The organism is Terrabacter sp. RAF57 (assembly GCF_052113925.1).
Lineage (GTDB): Bacteria > Actinomycetota > Actinomycetes > Actinomycetales > Dermatophilaceae > Terrabacter.
In genome coordinates this window covers 14,516-30,572 of the sequence record NZ_JBFRDT010000005.1, presented here as the reverse complement: position 1 = coordinate 30,572, position 16,057 = coordinate 14,516, and the positions used below count along the sequence as shown (strand labels likewise).

Sequence of the window (16,057 nt, the reverse complement as noted above, 5' to 3'; positions counted from 1 at the left end):
GGGTGTGCGACACGCGATGCCGTCGGCCCCGCGTGTGGGTCAGGCGGGCAGGGGGAAGACGTCGGAGATCCGGCAGGCGCCGCCACCGTCCGTGATCGGCGGCGTCGAGCGCCGACCGCTGCAGATCGTGACCGGCTGCGAGCCGACCATCGGCGAGCAGTCGCATCGGTAGCGGGTGTAGGTGACGCAGACCTCGCTGTTGGAGCTCGTGCCGCTCGCCGCTCCGTCGGTGTAGAGCAGCACCCGCTGCGTGCCGGCGCCGCTCCGGGTGCACCACTGGTGGTTCGTCGGGGCGCTGCCGCACGAGGAGCACGTGCAGGAGCCGCTCTTCACCGACACGGAGTAGTGCGGCTCAGCGATGCCGTCGACGGTCACCCCGGTGATGACCGTGACCGTGTTGTCGGAACCGCCGGCGCTCGTGGCGACGAGCTCGAAGACGTATCCCTTGTACGTGTCCGACGAGCCGCCCGGGAGCTTGCAGGCGGAGCCGCAGAAGGTGAGCGGGGCCACGGACGCCGCCACCACCGGCGCCGGCGCGGCGACGAGCACCGCGGGCATCGTCCAGGCGGCACCCTTGACGACCGTGCGTCGGCTCGGGCTGTGAGACGCGTTGGCGTCGTCGTGCGACATGCATCCTCCGGGTGGGGGCGGGGGGCGGCCGCGTCCCGGGCTGTTTCAGGAACGACACGTATGCCCTGTATGCCCGCTTTGTATCACCGGATCGGACGGCTCGTCGGCGAAACGGACGCGAAAGCCGGCCTCACGCGCCCGACGGCGGGAGGGCGGCATAGCCGTCGCAGCCACGGGTCCGGCGTCAGTCCGACGGGAAGAGCTCGTCGGCGATGTTGCGGAGTGCCTGCGTCGAGCCGGCGGCCGGGCTGTCGATGCCGCGGGTGCGACCGCCGGCAGGCGACCTCTCGTCTCCGCCGCCGGGACCGCCGCCGGGACCGCCGCCGGGACCGCTGCCGGTCGCCGCCGGCTCCGTGAGGGAGTGGACCGCCTTCGCGAGGATCCGGCCCTTCGTCTGGGCTGCGTCGGCCCGCGAACGTTCCTGTGCTGCAGCGTCCTTCGCGGTGTCGGCGCGGTCCTTCTCGAGCGTCGCGACGTGCTTCGCCTCGTCGGCGTGCTTCTGCGCCTCCTGCGCTTCACCGCGGTGCACCTCGCGGCCGAAGAGCCAGCCGACGGCCGTGAACGCGAGGGCCTCGACACCGAGCAGCACGTAGACCGACCGGCTCCAGTCCGTCTCGGGCAGCTTGTCGTCGGCGCGGACGAAGGCGAGCAGGACGAACACGACGTAGGCGAAGACGATCGCGATGGCGGCCCAGAAGAGCCAGCGCCAGCTTGCACCGCTCGCGGAGGCACTGGTCGGCGGCGTGGGCGCCGGCGCAGGGTCCGGCTTCGCCGGCCCGGGCTGTGCCGGACCCGGCGCGGGACCCGGCGCGGGACCCGGCGCGGGATCGGGCTTCGGGTCCGGCGGATCGGCCTTCGGCTTCGTGGGCATGACGTCCCCTCTCGCGTGGTGCGGTCGCCCGTCAGCGGTCAGCTGTCGGCGTTGTAGTCGAACGACGGACGGTCGGCCTCGCCCTGCCAGTACTTCTTCACCGACTCGCGCAGGTCGAGGTCGTCGGGCAGGGCCTTGACGGCCTCGGCGAGGGCGTGGCCCTGCACCGCCGACGACAGGTCACCGACGTCGGGAGCGGTCTCCTCGTCGTCCTCGTCGAGGTCTCGGTCGGTCGGCCCGATGGTGGGGTCGCTCTCGATCGTCCGGCGGATGTTGGCCTGGATGACGTCGAGGGTGCTCGCGTCGTGGCCCGAGGCGTCGTCGCCGGCCGAGGTGACCCCGACGTGGAGGGAGGCGTCGGCGAGCAGGCTCGGCACGGCGTCCCCGAGCTCTGCCGCGAGCTCGCGCACGAGACCGGGGTGGCTCGCCTTGTCCTGCTCGGTGAGCCCGGCCGCCTCGGCGATGAGCTCACCGCGCAGACGGCGGGTCGCCGACTGCGAGCCGAGGCCGCCCTGGCGCCGGACCATCCGCAGGACGCCGACGCCGGCCGTCAGCGCCGCGGACCGCGCCCCGAAGTCGGTGGCGCTCTCCCGGGCGTCGACGAAGAGCCGAGCCGCCCGCCCCAGGTCGCCCGCGTCCTCCGCGACGCGGCCACCGACGATGCACAGCTCGATGTAGTCGAGCGACAGGGGACGCTCCTCGGCAGCGCTCACCGCCGCGTCGACCTCGGCCATCGCCTCCTCGTGACGACCGAGGGTGGCCAGCGCCTCGATGCGCAGTCGGCTGACCTCGACGAGGCGCGGCCGGCGGTCGTCGGCGGCGAGGAGGTCCCACGCGGCGGCCGGGCGACCGGAGTCGAGCAGCGACCTGGCCTGCTTCGTGGCCTGCCGCGCCCAGGCGGTGTAGTCGGCCTCGGCGAGGTCGGCGGCGTCGACCTCGAGCCGCAGCTTGCCGGCGAGGTAGACCCGCGACGACGGCGGCAGCTCGCTCATCGCCGGCTCGAGGAACGGCCCGGCGCCGCGGTCCCAGTGGGCATCGAGCGTCGACGACGCCTGGCCGAGCATGAGCCGGTGGTAGAGCCCCTCGATGCGGTCGTCGGTGCCGGAGCGGGCGCCGTAGAAGGCGACGGCGCGGTGGTGGATCTCGGCGACCCGCTCCGGGCTCTCAGCGTCGAGCAGCGGCAGCATCTCCTGGCGGACGTCGGCACGGTGCACGAGGACGCCGGGCCGCGACTCGGTGACGAGCGAGACCTCTCCGCGCAGCATCTCGAAGAGCTCGGCCGCCCGCTCCGGCGCGAGCTCGCCGAGACCGCACGGCACCGCCAGGACGTCGCTGATGACCTCACGCGTGATCTGCCGGACGACGAGCCCCGGGTTGGCGAGCGGCCGGATCGGCCGGGCCACGTGGTCGAGGATCCGGCGGTAGAGCACGCCCTGCACCTGCTCCGCCCGGAGGTCGAAGAGCAGCCGCCGTCGACCACGTTTCGTGGCGAGCACGGAGGGACCCTCGCGGCGCATGAGGTCGGCGGCGAGCCGCAGGCTCAGCGGGTTGCCCCAGACCTGCTCGACGACGGAGTCCACGAGCGCGTCGGTCACGGCGAGGTCGGCGACCGCGCGGCGCAGGAACTGCCTCGCCTGGGTGTCGTCGAGCCCCTCGAGCGGGCGGTTCTCGACCTGCAGCTCGGTCACCTCGGCCCGACCCGCGACGACGACGCGCAGCGACGGCAGCTGACGCTGGAGGCTCTGCAGGGTGCGGTTGAGCCGGCCCAGCGTCGAGCGCCGCCGCCGCTGCGCGACCTCGAACGTGTCGAGGACGACGAGCACCGGCTTGCTGCCCCAGGCGCGCCGCAGCCGCTGGCTCAGCTCCATGAGGAACGAGTCCTCGTCGACGTGCCGACGCACGGCGTCCTTGGTGCCGAGCCCCCGGGAGCTCGACGTCTCGCGCTGCAGCGCCGCCTCCGCCTCCACGACGGCGACGATCTCCCGGCGCAGCTCGCCGAGCGGCCCGGCGAGCTCAGTCGACTGGAGAGCGAGCTGACGGCACACCTCGGCGATGAGCCCGATCGGGAACTCCGGGTCGAGCTCGGCCTGCTCGAAGCTGAGGTATGCGAAGGGCATCGGCGGGCGCGCGTCCGTCCCCTCGATGTGGTCGAGCACGAACGTCGCGAGGAGGGTCGACTTGCCGACGCCGCCGGGGCCGTGGAGGGCGAGGGGGAGGCCTCCGGGACCACCCATGACGTGGGCCTCGAGCTGGGCCAGCTCCTCCTCGCGTCCGACGAAGTCCGGCGTGGACACCGCCCGCAGTGGGGTGAGGACGTTGGCCAGGTCGAGGGCCGACTGCACGTCCGCGGCGGCCGGCAGGTCGAGCCCGAGACCCTCCAGCCAGACGGCAGCCTTGAGTATGCCGGTCAGCTCTGCCGGCGTGAGCGCGCGGAGCGTCGTGTCCCCCTGGATCAGACGGACCGCCATCCGGTGGGTCACGTCGTCGGGTGCGGGGGCGACGGCCCACCGCCCGGTCGTCAGCGCGACTGCCCTGCCGGGGCCGAGTGACCTGAGGACGTCGGCGCGCACCTCAGGCCGCAGGCGCCACGCGCCCCCTCCTGACCTCGTGGTGACGAGCTCGCAGTCGGCGCCGATGAAGCCGTCGATCTCCTTGTGTCGCGGGGTCTCTCGCGTCGTACGGCCTTCGAGGGCGTCGACGGTGAAGTAGTCGAGCAACGCGACCCGCTCGCGCAGGCGCTGCCGAGCGGGGTCCGGGGCGGCTGCGTCACTGGTGGGGCCCGTCGCGGCAGGCTCGACGTCCCTCGTCGACGAGGGCACGGCGGCTGCCCCCGAGGCCTCCGGCGCGGTGGGCTGGGGCCTCGGGGCTGACGGTGCCGACCGTGCCGACGCCCGCTGGGCCAGCCGGGCCCGGACGTCCTCGGCCGTGACGACGGGGGTCCGCCCGGACGGGGACCCGCTCACGGGAGCGCCCCGAACACGTCGAGACAGAGAGCGAACGCGCTCGGACCGAGCTCGACCAGCCGGCGGTCGGCGACGGGACCGCCGTCGCTGAGCAGCTCGTCGAAGACGGCGTCGACCGCGTCAGCTCCGGGTGAGATGCCTTGCGCCCGTGTTGCGTACGCGCGAATGAACGCCTTGACGTCGTCGTCGCCGGGGTGGTGGAGGGGCTCGACGAGGGCCTGGTCCGGCTCAGAGAGGGGGTCGTCGTAGCCGAGCACGATGACGCGCACCGGCCCGAGGTCACGGACCGCGGCCGACTGCGCCAGCTCCATGACGAGCTGGAGCGCCGCGGCCGTGGCGGTCGTCCGGTCGAAGCCGTCGAAGACGAGCCAGCAGTCCTGGATGTCGCCCTTGGCGGCCACCTCCGCCACGAGCCAGTCCTTGAAGAGCCACACGACGGTCTGCGGCTGGGCGGTCGGGTCGAAGTTCGGTGCGGGCTCACCGACGACGAAGCGCGCGACCGTGTCGGCCAGCTCACGGACGTCGATCGGGCTGCCGGCTCGGCGGGCGGCGTCGACCGGGCTGACCTTCGGCTTCGTGCCGTTCGGTGGCACGGCGTTCTCGGAGACGTAGCGGATGAACTGGCGGGTGTGGGTCTTGCCGGCACCGCTGGGGCCCCTGACGAGCAGCGCCCGCCGACCGCCGGGTCCGAGCATCCGCTGCACGTGGCCGCGCAGGTCGGTGCGGTCGATGAGCGGCACGTCGTCCCAGAGGACCGCGGCGGTGAACATCGCCCCGACCGCCTCGGCGACGGCGGCCACGGCTCCGGCCACGACCGGCTGCGACGGGGCCGACTGGTCCGACTGACCAGACTGGGGCGGGATCTCGACGACCTCGTGATCGGTCGGCTCCGCCGCGAGGTCCTGGAAGATCCGGTCGGCGCAGGCGTCCTGGGAGATGGCGATGAAGAGCAGGCGCAACCGTTGCTGCTTCCACGCCGTCTCGAGCACGTCGATCCACAGCTGCGACGCCTTCTGCTCCCAGAAGATCTGGTCGCGCTGGACGCCGGCCGCCAGGGCCAGCTCCTGGATCGGCTGCTTCTCGAAGTAGCGGGAACCGAGTCGCTCCACGACGTACTGGCCGGCCGGGGTGCCGGGGTCGAACCGGTGGTCGAGATAGCCCATGGTCAGCCCGCCCCCTCCAGGACGACTCCTGCGGCCGCCAGGCCCTCGACGACGCGCTCGATGCGGACGCCCTGGTTGTAGATGCGCCGTCGGCCGCCCACGACGTCTGTCTCCCACCGGTGGTGCAGCCCGACGAGGCGCCACTGCTCGTCGAAGACCGGCGAGCCCGACGAGCCGCCCTCGGTGTCGGTGAGGTAGCCGATCCTGTCGTCGTCGACCTTGACCACGGTGTTGTGCACCATCCCGATCTGCTTCACCCGCCCGTCGGGGTGCTGGATGATGTAGACCCGGTCCGCCACCGCCGGCGTCGGCGCCCCCGCGATCGCGATCGGGCGTGCTTGTGCCGGAAGGGGACTCGCGACCTTGACGACTGCCCAGTCGTGGTCCTTGCGCCCCACGATCGTGCCCTGGTCGCAGGCGATGACCTGTGGCTCCCGGGTCGCCCCTGCGAACGACCGCTCGTAGCCGTACCACGCCTCGACGGTCGTGGCCGGACCCTGGTCGTCGAAGAGGACGTGGTGGTTGGTGAGGAGCAGGTCGTCGGAGATGCGGAATCCCGTTCCGTTGTAACGCATCTCGTCGTTCAGCGTCACGACGAGCTTGACGACCGACGGGCTGATCTCGATGCCGCGCTGGAGGAACGACACGTCGAGCAGGGTCGACTGGGCCCCGATCTGGCGCTCGAGCCCGTCGGGGGTGGGGTCGCTCTTCCAGGCGATCGGCTCGTCGGGAGGAGGCGCCTCGGCGCTCGGTGTCGCTGCCAGCGTGTCGGCGAGGAGCGCCTCGAGCGTGGGGCGGATCGCGGCCGAGTTCGGCTCGCGGATCACCACAGCGACGAGGACCCTGAGGCGGTCCTGCTTGCGGGCGACGTCGAGCACTTCCTGCCACGCGGCGGCCGTCGGTTGCAGGAGGTTGACGTAGGCCTCGGAGATGCCGGACTTGCGCAGCACCATGCGCAGGTCACCCGTCGTCGGGAAGGTCTGGATCAGGGCCGACTCCAGCTGCTGCACCTTCGGGTCGGCGAAGTCGAGCGGGAGCGCGTCGAGGACATGGGTCATGGCGCGACCTCTGCCGGCCCGCGCAGCTGTGAGCCCATCACAACCGCCCTCCCATCCGTGGCGCCCATCCAGTCAAGCACCGGGGCCGCATCACTTCAGGCGAATCGACCGAAAGGCGTACCTGTCAGACGGAGCGTGTGGCGGTGCGTCTGATACGCCGGCCGACGCCCCGGCGGCGGGGGAGCCCGGCGGAGTGACGGCATACGCCATCGGGGAGCGACGACGGGGGCCGCCCGTGGTGGGCGGCCCCCGTCGGGAGGCGTGTGCTGGGGTCAGGCGGTGGCGCCGACGGGCTCGTCGACCTTGGCGGCCAGCGCGTCGACGAGCGCGCCGAGCTCGGCGCGACGCTCGTCGGTGACGTCGATCTCACCGGCGGGGGAGACGTCCTGGGTGAAGACGAGCCCGGTCGAGCCGACGACGTCGGCCTTGACGTGCTGGAGGACCTTCGTGAGGTCGGCGGTGGCGTCACTCGCGCCGCTCCAGCCGTAGCCGACGAGGGCGATGGGCTTGGCGTCCCACTCGGCGAAGAGGTAGTCGATGGCGTTCTTGATCGGCGCCGGGAAGCTGCGGTTGTACTGCGGCGTCACGACGACGATCGCGTCGGACTCGAAGACCTTGGAGGCCCAGTCCTTCGTGTGCGGCTTGGCGTAGTTGCCGTTGCGCGGCATGTCCTCCTCGTCGAAGAAGGGCAGCGACGACAGGTCGAGCAGCTCGACCTCCCACTCGCTCGCGGGTGCCTGGGCGGCCACCCACTCGGCGACCTTCGGGCCGATGCGGCCGGGGCGGGTGGAGGACACGACGATACGAAGTTGCTTCACGGTTCAACCAACTATCACGGGTCGTCGGGCATTCCTGACGGCCCGGTGCTGCGGCTGTGACCCATGCCACAGTGCCGGTCGGTGGTCCGGTCGGTCGGGGTGTGGCGATGTGAACGTCGTGAATGCACGATATTTCAGACTTGGCGATAAACAAATGAGAAAAAGAACGCATTGTCATGAATTGCAGTCGAGATCAAATCCGACAATTTCCAAACTGATCTCGCACACCTTTAGTAGCTGCATTCTTTGCTTATGAGAAACCTTCGAGTTGCGAGCCTCTCGCTCTTCGCGACGCTGGCCCTGGTGGGGCCCGCCGTGGCCGCGACCGCGGCCGTGCCCACGCCACCCGCGACGGTCACGGACCTGCCGACCGTCTACCTGACGCTGACCGACCTGCCCGCGAAGGACTCCCTGGGTTTCGTCCATGCCAACAAGGACGTTCCCGTCGCGAGCCAGGTCGACGTCGCCGACGGCACGACCACCCAGACGCTCGCGTGCACGACACTGCCCACGGACGTCGCGCCCCTCGGCGTCGGCTGCCCGACCATCAAGGGCCACGGCAACTTCACCTGGACGCTCGACAAGAAGTCCTACCAGCTGAAGTTCGACAAGAAGACCGCGATCCTGGGCATGCTGCCGGGCAAGACGTGGATCCTCATCGCCAACCGGGCCGACCCGTCACTCATGCGCAACAAGGCGACGCTCGAGCTCGCCCGCCAGTTCGGCATGTTCGCCACCCCGGAGTCGCGGTTCGTCGACCTCGTCGTCAACGGCGAGGATCTCGGCAGCTACCTGCTGACCGACAAGGTGACCGTGACGAAGTTCGACCCGACCAAGCCGGACAGCCACGTCGCGCTGACGAGCCCCCAGGGCGTCCTCGTCGAGATGGACAGCCACTTCGGCGCCGCCGAACCGTTCCACTTCACGACGGCCAGGAGCCGGTCGATCTTCACGCTCAAGGACTCCTATGTCGGGTTCAAGAACGACCCGGGGGTGGTGCTCGATGCCGACACCCAAGCCGGGTGGGACGAGGTCCAGAGCACGATCAACACCCTCGAGGGACTCCTCTACGCACCGAAACCGGACTGGACCAAGATCAGCGCCCTCATCGACGTCGACTCGTTCGTCAAGTACTACTTCGTCTCGGAGTTCGTCGAGAACCCTGACGTCGCATCGTCCAGCGTCTTCTTCTACAAGGACGGCCCGACCGACAAGCTGCACGCCGGACCGGTATGGGACTACGACATCTCCCTCGGCAACTACGCCACCACCAACCGCGGCGGCAACCCCACCGAGGACTACGTCAAGAACGAGCTCCTGACGATCAAGGGCAACGGCCCCTTCGACTGGTGGACGCAGCTCTTCCGCAACCAGGCGTTCGCGGCGCAGGCCAACGCGACGTACGAGACGCTGAAGCCCTTCGTCAACGTCGTGCCCTCCACGATCGACGGTTACCAGACGCAGCTGCTGCAGTCGGCCAGCCACAACTTCGTCGTCTGGCCCAACATCCTCGGCCAGACCTCGGTGATCGCCTTCAACGGCGGGCACTCGCCGATCAAATCGACCTGGGCCGCCGAGGTGGTGCTGCTCCGCTCGTGGGCCGCACAGCGCGCCTCGTACCTCGCCCATGCCTACGGCGCGAACGTGCCGGTCCTGCGCTACTCCGCCCACGTACAGAACATCGGCTGGCAGCCCACCGTGTCGACCGGTCAGATGACCGGGACGACGGGTCGGTCCCTGCGCGCCGAGGCGATCAAGATCACCGACACCAACACGACGACGACCGGGTCCGTCGTCGGCAACGCCCACGTGCAGAACATCGGCTGGATGGGCTACCAGGCTCCCGGCGCCGTCATCGGCACGGTGGGGCGGTCGCTCCGCATGGAGGCGATCCAGCTGAAGCTCACGGGGAACCTCGCGACGCGCTACACCATCAGCTATCGGGTCCACGTGCAGAACATCGGCTGGATGGGCTGGGTGTCCAACGGCGCGACGGCCGGCACGACCGGGCGCTCGCTGCGCATCGAGGCGCTGCAGATCCGCATCGTCAGGAAGTGACGGTCACCTCTACCGGACGTCCGGACCCAGGGCGTCCAGGGGTCCGGCTTCGGGCGGAGGCGGAACCGCGTCAGAGCAGGCGCTTGACTCCCGGCACGCGTCGCAGGAGTAGGACGATGGCGTACGTCAACGCGAGCACGGCCACGATGCGCATGAGCAGGACCACCGTGCTCCCCGCCGTGTGCTCGCCACCGATGACGGGCCACTCGAAGACCCACAACAGGATCGTGAGGTGGAGCGCGAAGACTCCCATGGTCGCGTCACCGAGGGTTCGCGCCAGCGAGCTCATCCGGGGCGAGGCGAGGCGGTGCAGCGGTCCGTCGCGCCGGATCGCTCCTTGGAAGAGGAGGAACAGCGCCGCCGAGTAGACCATCGCCGTGATGCTGTAGTACCAGGCCGGGCTCATCGTCTCGAGCCACTCCGGTGCGTCGGGGTTGCGCCACTGCCACGGCATGAGTGCTCCCAGCGCGACAACCACGACGAGGGACCCGGACAGCGCTCGGCCTCGCAGGACGACACCGCGCAGCGCCCAGCCGAGCAGGAAGTAGCCGAGGTAGGGGACCCACCACGTCCAGGCCGTCTCGACGAACACGTCGGGGGCGTCGCGCCACTGCGCCGTCGCCTGGCTCACGGCCGTCATCAGGCACCCGAGCGTGCCCACGACCAGCATCTGGCGGCGCGTCGCCTGCGCCACGAAGGGAATGAGGAACGGTGTGAGCACCGCCAGGCCCAGCACGATCCAGAAGAAGTAGAGGGCGCCGTAGAGCTTGCCGCTCAGTGCCTGGGCCGCGGCGTCGCTCAGCCCCAGGTCCTGGTCGAGGAGGAGTCTGCGCACGAGGAAGTACCACGCGTGCCAGAACACGATGGCCGGCAGGAGCCGGAGGGCGCGCTTGCGTAGGAACTCACGCGGCCCCTGGTAGCGGGCAGGGTCGAGCAGCAGGGCGCCGCTCAGCATGACGAACACCGGGACCGCGAAGACCCCCAGGACGTCGAGGTAGATGGCCGTGGTGCCACGCAGTGTGCCCCGGGCCCCGGGCTCCAGCGCGTTGTAGCCCACCGTGTGGATCGTGACCACTGCGGCGATGGCCACGAACCGCAGCCATGAGATCCAGGCCAGGTCTGGTCGGGGACGCACCCGCGTTGCGTCCGTCTGGACGGTGGTGCGTGCATCCTCGACGTCCGCGTCGAGGATCTGACCCGAACCTCCGACGAGGACGGCGCCGTCTGGGCGCGCCGGGTCGGCGAGCTCGGGCCGGCCTCCGTGTGCAGAGGTGCTCATCAGCACGTCCGCAGGTCGACGTGTGCGCGGCATGCACGGGGGACGGGCTGTCGGCGAGTGGGGCGCACGGGACTCCATGGACGAGGTGCTGGGTGGGGGTGAGGGCTCGGACCCGGCGCAGCAGCGGACGACCAGGCCCTGGGGTGGCGCGCCGGGTACAGCCGGGGGGTCACGCCACCGCAGGGTACAGGCACACGACCTCTCGGGCCTCTTCACGCCGACGCCGCCCACTCCCGCAGGTGCGCGGGAGGGGCGGCATCGGCATCGGGTTGGGCGCCGGTGATCGATGGGTCAGTCGGAGGAGCCCGTCGACATACCGGTCTTGATGAGGTCCATGACCGAGCTGTCGGCGAGCGTCGTCACGTCGCCGACCTCGCGACCCTCGGCCACGTCACGCAGGAGGCGTCGCATGATCTTGCCGGAGCGGGTCTTGGGCAGCTCGCCGACGATCATGATCGAGCGTGGCTTCGCGATCGGACCGATCTCCTTGGCCACGTGGTTGCGCAGCTCCTGGACGAGGTCCTTGCCCTCGCCCACCTCGTCGGCCTCCTCGACGAACTCCTGGCGCAGGATGACGAAGGCGCACACGGCCTGGCCCGTCGTCTCGTCGTTGGCGCCGACCACCGCGGCCTCGGCGACCTTCGGGTGCGACACGAGGGCTGACTCGATCTCAGCCGTCGAGAGGCGGTGGCCGGAGACGTTCATGACGTCGTCGACGCGGCCGAGCAGCCAGATGTTGCCGTCGGCGTCGTACTTCGCGCCGTCGCCGGCGAAGTAGTACTTCTCGCCGAACCGCGACCAGTACGTCTCCTTGTAGCGCTCCGGGTCGCCCCAGATGCCGCGCAGCATCGACGGCCACGGCTTCGTCAGCACGAGGTAGCCGACCTGCTCGGGCGTCGTGAACGGCTTGCCCTCGTCGTCGAGGATCTCGGCGCTGATGCCGGGGATCGGCTTCTGCGCCGAGCCGGGCTCGAGGGTCGTGACGCCGGGCAGCGGGCTGATCATGATGGCGCCGGTCTCGGTCTGCCACCACGTGTCGACGATCGGGGCACGTCCCCCGCCGATGTGCTTGTGGTACCAGAGCCACGCCTCGGGGTTGATCGGCTCGCCGACCGACCCGAGCAGCCGCAACGAGCCCATGTCGAACTTCGCCGGGATGTCGGCGCCCCACTTCATGAAGGTGCGCACGGCCGTCGGAGCCGTGTAGAGGATCGTGACCTTGTAGTCCTGCACGATCTCCCACCAGCGCCCCTGGTGCGGGGTGTCAGGGGTGCCTTCGTACATCACCTGCGTCACGCCGTTGGTGAGCGGCCCGTAGACGATGTAGGAGTGGCCGGTGACCCAGCCGATGTCGGCCGTGCACCAGTAGACGTCGGTGTCGCGGTGGACGTCGTGGACGACGGCGTTCGTGTAGGCCGCCTGCGTCAGGTAGCCGCCGGTCGTGTGGAAGATGCCCTTCGGCTTCCCGGTCGTGCCCGACGTGTAGAGGATGAAGAGCGGGTGCTCGGCCTCGAAGGGCTGCGCCTCATGGGTCGGCGCGGCCTTCTCGAGGGCCTCGTGCCACCAGACGTCGCGGTCGTTCCACGCGGTGTCCTGGCCGGTGCGCTTGACGACGAGCACGTGCTCGACCGACGTGTCGTCGTGGTCGAGGGCCGCGTCGACCGCGGGCTTGAGGGCCGACGGGGCGCCGCGGCGGTAGCCGCCGTCTGACGTGATGACGACCTTCGCCTTGGCGTCGTCGATGCGCGAGTGCAGGGCCTCGGCCGAGAAGCCGCCGAAGACGACGGAGTGCGGGGCGCCGAGTCGGGCACAGGCGAGCATCGCGACCGCGGCCTCGGGGATCATCGGCAGGTAGATCGCGACGGTGTCGCCCTTGCCGACGCCGAGGTCGGCGAGGGCGTTGGCCGCGCGCTGCACCTCGGCATGGAGGTCGGCGTACGTGATGTCGCGGGTGTCGCCCTCGGGCTCACCGACGAAGTGGATCGCGACCTTGTCGCCCCGCCCCGCCTCGACGTGGCGGTCGACGGCGTTGACGCACGCGTTGAGCTCGCCGTCGGCGAACCACTTCGCGAAGGGCGGGTTGCTCCAGTCGAGCGACTGCGTGAACGGCGTGCTCCACGTCAGGTAGGTGCGGGCCTGATCGGCCCAGAAACCCTCGTGGTCGGCAGCCGCCTGCTCGTAGAGGTCGGCCGTGCCGTTCGCCTGCGCGGCGAACTCGGGCGGCGGTGGGAAGGTCAGTCCCTCATGGACGAGGTTGTCGAGCGGCTCTTCGCTCACTGGTGTCACCCTTTCGCATCGACGATGGTGCGGTCGCGCCGCCCGCGTGCTCGGCGGGGTCGACGTGGTTGATGCACAACTCAAACGCAGGCTAGTTCGCGGTTCAAGGGCGGAGTGAGCCGGGTCTCATCGCTACCGACGAGTAGCCCGCCGAGCGGTCCGAGTCCGAGGACGAGCGGTCGGGCCCGTGGGCACCCGCGGCGGGCGGACGGCATACGCCATCCGGCCCAACGCTTCACCTGAGGTTCTCCGCGTGGTGGGCTGCGCCGGCCGCGGAGTCACAAATGTGGACGACATGGACACGACTCACCAGCTGCCCTCTCGCCGAACCCTTCTCCGTGGTGGCCTCGCCACCGGGACCGTCGCCCTCGCCGGGGCCGGCGTCGTCCTCGACAGCCGTCCGAGCGCGGCGGCCGTCGTCCCGGCCGCCAACCCCTTCACCCTCGGCGTCGCCAGCGGCGACCCCGAGCCCGACGGCTTCGTCCTCTGGACGCGCCTCGCCCTCGACCCGCTCGCCGCCGACGGACTCGGTGGTATGCCGTCCGCCACCTACCAGCTGAACTGGCAGGTCGCGTCGGACGACCGATTCGCCGATATCGTCAAGGCGGGATCCATTGCGGCACAGCCCGGTTGGGCCCACTCCGTGCACGTCGAGGTCCACGGCCTCCGACCGGGGCGGGAGTACTTCTACCGCTTCCGTCTGGGCAAGCACCTCTCCGAACCAGGTCGGGCGGTCACCGCGCCGAACCCGTGGGAGACCCCGTCGGCGCTCGCCATGGCGTTCGTCTCGTGCTCGAACTTCCCCGCGGGCTACTTCACGGCCTATGGGCGCCTCGCGGAGGAGCGGCCGGACGTCATCCTGCACCTCGGGGACTACCAGTACGAGGGTGGCGGTAACGGCGTCGGCCGCAACCATGCCGGCCCGGAGACGACGACGCTCGCCGGCTACCGGCAGCGCTACGCGCAGTACAAGAGCGACCCCSACCTCCAGGCTGCGCACGCCGCTGCGCCGTGGCTCGCCGTCTGGGACGACCACGAGGTCGACAACAACTACGCCGGGGACGTCCCCGAGAAGGTCGCCGAGACGCCGACGTTCCTCCAGCGCCGGGCCGCGGCCTACCGCGCGTACTACGAGAACATGCCGCTGCGCCGCTCGTCGATGCCGGACGGCCCGAACCTCGACCTCTACCGCCGCGTCCGGTGGGGTCGGCTCGCGAACTTCCACATGCTCGACACGCGCCAGTATCGCTCCGACCAGGCCTGCGGCGACGGCTACAAGGACTGTCCCGCGGCGGACGACCCGACGCGCTCGCTGCCCGGGATGGAGCAGGAGCAGTGGCTGCTCGACGGCTTCCGGCAGTCGGAGGCGCGGTGGGACCTGCTCGGCCAGCAGGTCTTCTTCGGGCAGCGCGACAACGACGCGACGGCGCGGACGACCGTGTCGATGGATGCGTGGGACGGCTACCGCGCGTCGCGTCGGCGGGTCACCCAGGGCTGGCTCGATGCCGGAGTGCGCAACCCCGTCGTGCTGACCGGCGACGTGCACGCCCACTGGGCCTCGGACCTCTACCTCGACTGGGACCAGCCCGGCGAGGTCGTCGGCTCGGAGCTCATCACGAGCTCGATCACGTCGGGCGGCAACGGCTACGACAGCCCGACCGGCCAGCACCCGTGGGCCGCGTGGAACCCCAACCTGCGCTTCTGGACCAACCTGCGCGGCTACGTCTCGACGACGATCACCCCGTCCGAGCTGACGGCGCGCTTCCGGTGCGTGCCGGTCGTGACGACACCCGGCGCGGAGGCGTTCACCCGCGCGGAGTTCGTCATCGACGACGGCGTCCGCGGCTTGCGGCAGACCGCCGACCACCCGCTGACGACGACGACCCTGCGGCGCTCGACCCCGAGCGAGGAGCAGATCGTCGCCGACACGATCCGCGAGGAGACCCACGGCAGCGCCTGAGCGCACGCCCGAACTCCCTCGAGTGGTGGGGGTGTCGGGGCCATCCGGGCGGGTGGCCGTGACGAAGATGTGGTGTGACCGACCGGACCTATCGCCTCGTCATCCGTGCCGCCCTCGGGGTCTTCGCCGCGCTCGGGCTGCGCATCGACGTACGGGGCGCTGAGCACCTGCCGCGCGAGGGTGGCGCGGTGCTCGCCGCCAACCACGTGGGCTTCCTCGACTTCCTGTTCGTCGGTCTCGTCGGACGACAGCGGGGTCGCTTCGTCCGCTTCCTCGCCAAGCAGGGCGTCTTCACCCCACCGCTCGTCGGTGCCGCGATGCGGGCGATGGGGCACGTGGCCGTCGACCGAGCACACGGTGAGGTCGCGCTGCGCCACGCCGTCGCGAGGGCCCGGGCGGGTGAGGTCGTCGGTCTCTTCCCCGAGGCGACCATCTCGCACTCGTGGGAGCTGCGGCCGTTTCGTCCCGGCGCGGCCGCGGTCGCGACGTGGTGCCAGGTGCCGCTCATCCCGGTGGCCGTCTGGGGCAGCCAGCGGATCCTCACCGTGGGTGGTCGGTTCAGCCTCCGCCGGGGCACGGCGGTCACGATCGTGGTGGGCGAACCGCTGAGTCCCGCACCCGACGCCGAGCCGTACGCCGTCTCCGAGCAGCTGCGGGACCGCCTGCAGGTCGTGCTCGCCGAGGCGATGGACGCCTATCCCGACCAGCCGAAGGACGACGCCGACCGCTGGTGGATCCCCGCCTCCCGCGGGGGCACAGCGCCGGGCCCCGAGGAGGGTCTGCGCCTCGACGAGGAGGGTATGCGCCAGGCAGACCTCGCAGCCGAGGCGCGGATCCAGCGCTCCCGCAAGGGGGTCCGCCTGCGTCGCCTCCGGCGCAGTCGAGTCTCGACGGGTGGTGGCACTCAGGCGCCCCCGTCGATCCGTGAGAGCGCCTCGTAGTCCGCACGATCCTTGGCCTCGTCCTGCTCGTTGGGCACG

11 protein-coding genes are annotated in these 16,057 nt (G+C 70.8%); 3 read left to right on the top strand and 8 right to left on the bottom strand.

The window, feature by feature from the left end; all coding sequences use genetic code 11:
• Positions 1-39: 39 nt before the first annotated feature.
• The 6 genes from AB4Y83_RS09010 to AB4Y83_RS08985 all read right to left on the bottom strand — a co-directional run bounded on the left by AB4Y83_RS09010 (position 40) and on the right by AB4Y83_RS08985 (position 7,503).
• A complete protein-coding gene (locus AB4Y83_RS09010) occupies positions 40-630 on the bottom strand; it encodes a hypothetical protein (RefSeq protein WP_442296621.1) in 591 nt (196 codons plus the stop codon).
• 184 nt (positions 631-814) lie between these two features.
• Positions 815-1,501, bottom strand: coding sequence for a hypothetical protein (locus AB4Y83_RS09005; RefSeq protein WP_442296620.1), 687 nt, complete (start codon positions 1,499-1,501; stop codon positions 815-817).
• A 38-nt stretch (positions 1,502-1,539) separates the two neighbouring features.
• Positions 1,540-4,464 carry an AAA family ATPase gene (locus AB4Y83_RS09000; RefSeq protein WP_442296619.1) on the bottom strand — a complete coding sequence of 975 codons (2,925 nt, stop codon included), beginning with the start codon at positions 4,462-4,464 and terminating at the stop codon, positions 1,540-1,542.
• Positions 4,461-5,627: a hypothetical protein gene (locus AB4Y83_RS08995; protein WP_442296618.1), complete on the bottom strand. Its 1,167-nt coding sequence runs from the start codon at positions 5,625-5,627 to the stop codon at positions 4,461-4,463. The genes AB4Y83_RS09000 and AB4Y83_RS08995 overlap by 4 nt, the downstream gene beginning before the upstream one ends.
• 2 nt (positions 5,628-5,629) lie before the next feature.
• On the bottom strand, positions 5,630-6,685 hold the full coding sequence (locus AB4Y83_RS08990; protein WP_442296617.1) for a trypsin-like peptidase domain-containing protein: 1,056 nt from the start codon (positions 6,683-6,685) through the stop codon (positions 5,630-5,632).
• Positions 6,686-6,957: 272 nt separating this feature from the next.
• Entirely contained in the window at positions 6,958-7,503 is a 546-nt protein-coding gene (locus AB4Y83_RS08985) for an NADPH-dependent FMN reductase (protein WP_442275790.1), read from the bottom strand.
• A gap of 252 nt (positions 7,504-7,755) precedes the next feature.
• On the opposite strand from AB4Y83_RS08985, the gene AB4Y83_RS08980 reads away from it, so the two are divergent.
• A complete protein-coding gene (locus AB4Y83_RS08980) occupies positions 7,756-9,561 on the top strand; it encodes a CotH kinase family protein (protein WP_442296616.1) in 1,806 nt (601 codons plus the stop codon).
• A gap of 70 nt (positions 9,562-9,631) precedes the next feature.
• Here the strand turns inward: AB4Y83_RS08980 and AB4Y83_RS08975 are convergent, their stop codons facing one another.
• The gene (locus tag AB4Y83_RS08975) at positions 9,632-10,840 is read right to left on the bottom strand and encodes an acyltransferase (RefSeq protein WP_442296615.1); all 1,209 of its coding nucleotides are present in this window, start codon (positions 10,838-10,840) and stop codon (positions 9,632-9,634) included.
• Positions 10,841-11,131: 291 nt separating this feature from the next.
• Entirely contained in the window at positions 11,132-13,117 is a 1,986-nt protein-coding gene (gene acs, locus AB4Y83_RS08970) for an acetate--CoA ligase (protein ID WP_442296614.1), read from the bottom strand.
• A gap of 295 nt (positions 13,118-13,412) precedes the next feature.
• On the opposite strand from acs, the gene AB4Y83_RS08965 reads away from it, so the two are divergent.
• Positions 13,413-15,077: an alkaline phosphatase D family protein gene (locus AB4Y83_RS08965; RefSeq protein ID WP_442296613.1), complete on the top strand. Its 1,665-nt coding sequence runs from the start codon at positions 13,413-13,415 to the stop codon at positions 15,075-15,077.
• A 74-nt stretch (positions 15,078-15,151) separates the two neighbouring features.
• On the top strand, positions 15,152-16,018 hold the full coding sequence (locus tag AB4Y83_RS08960; RefSeq protein ID WP_442296612.1) for a lysophospholipid acyltransferase family protein: 867 nt from the start codon (positions 15,152-15,154) through the stop codon (positions 16,016-16,018).
• Positions 16,019-16,057: the final 39 nt, after the last annotated feature.

Bases quoted from the DNA above. Each gene is read 5' to 3' on its own strand.
- AB4Y83_RS09010 (WP_442296621.1), bottom strand. From the start codon at position 630: ATGTCGCACGACGACGCCAACGCGTCTCACAGCCCGAGCCGACGCACG.
- AB4Y83_RS09005 (WP_442296620.1), bottom strand. From the start codon at position 1,501: ATGCCCACGAAGCCGAAGGCCGATCCGCCGGACCCGAAGCCCGATCCC.
- AB4Y83_RS08995 (WP_442296618.1), bottom strand. From the start codon at position 5,627: ATGGGCTATCTCGACCACCGGTTCGACCCCGGCACCCCGGCCGGCCAG.
- AB4Y83_RS08990 (WP_442296617.1), bottom strand. From the start codon at position 6,685: ATGACCCATGTCCTCGACGCGCTCCCGCTCGACTTCGCCGACCCGAAG.
- AB4Y83_RS08980 (WP_442296616.1), top strand. From the start codon at position 7,756: ATGAGAAACCTTCGAGTTGCGAGCCTCTCGCTCTTCGCGACGCTGGCC.
- AB4Y83_RS08975 (WP_442296615.1), bottom strand. From the start codon at position 10,840: ATGAGCACCTCTGCACACGGAGGCCGGCCCGAGCTCGCCGACCCGGCG.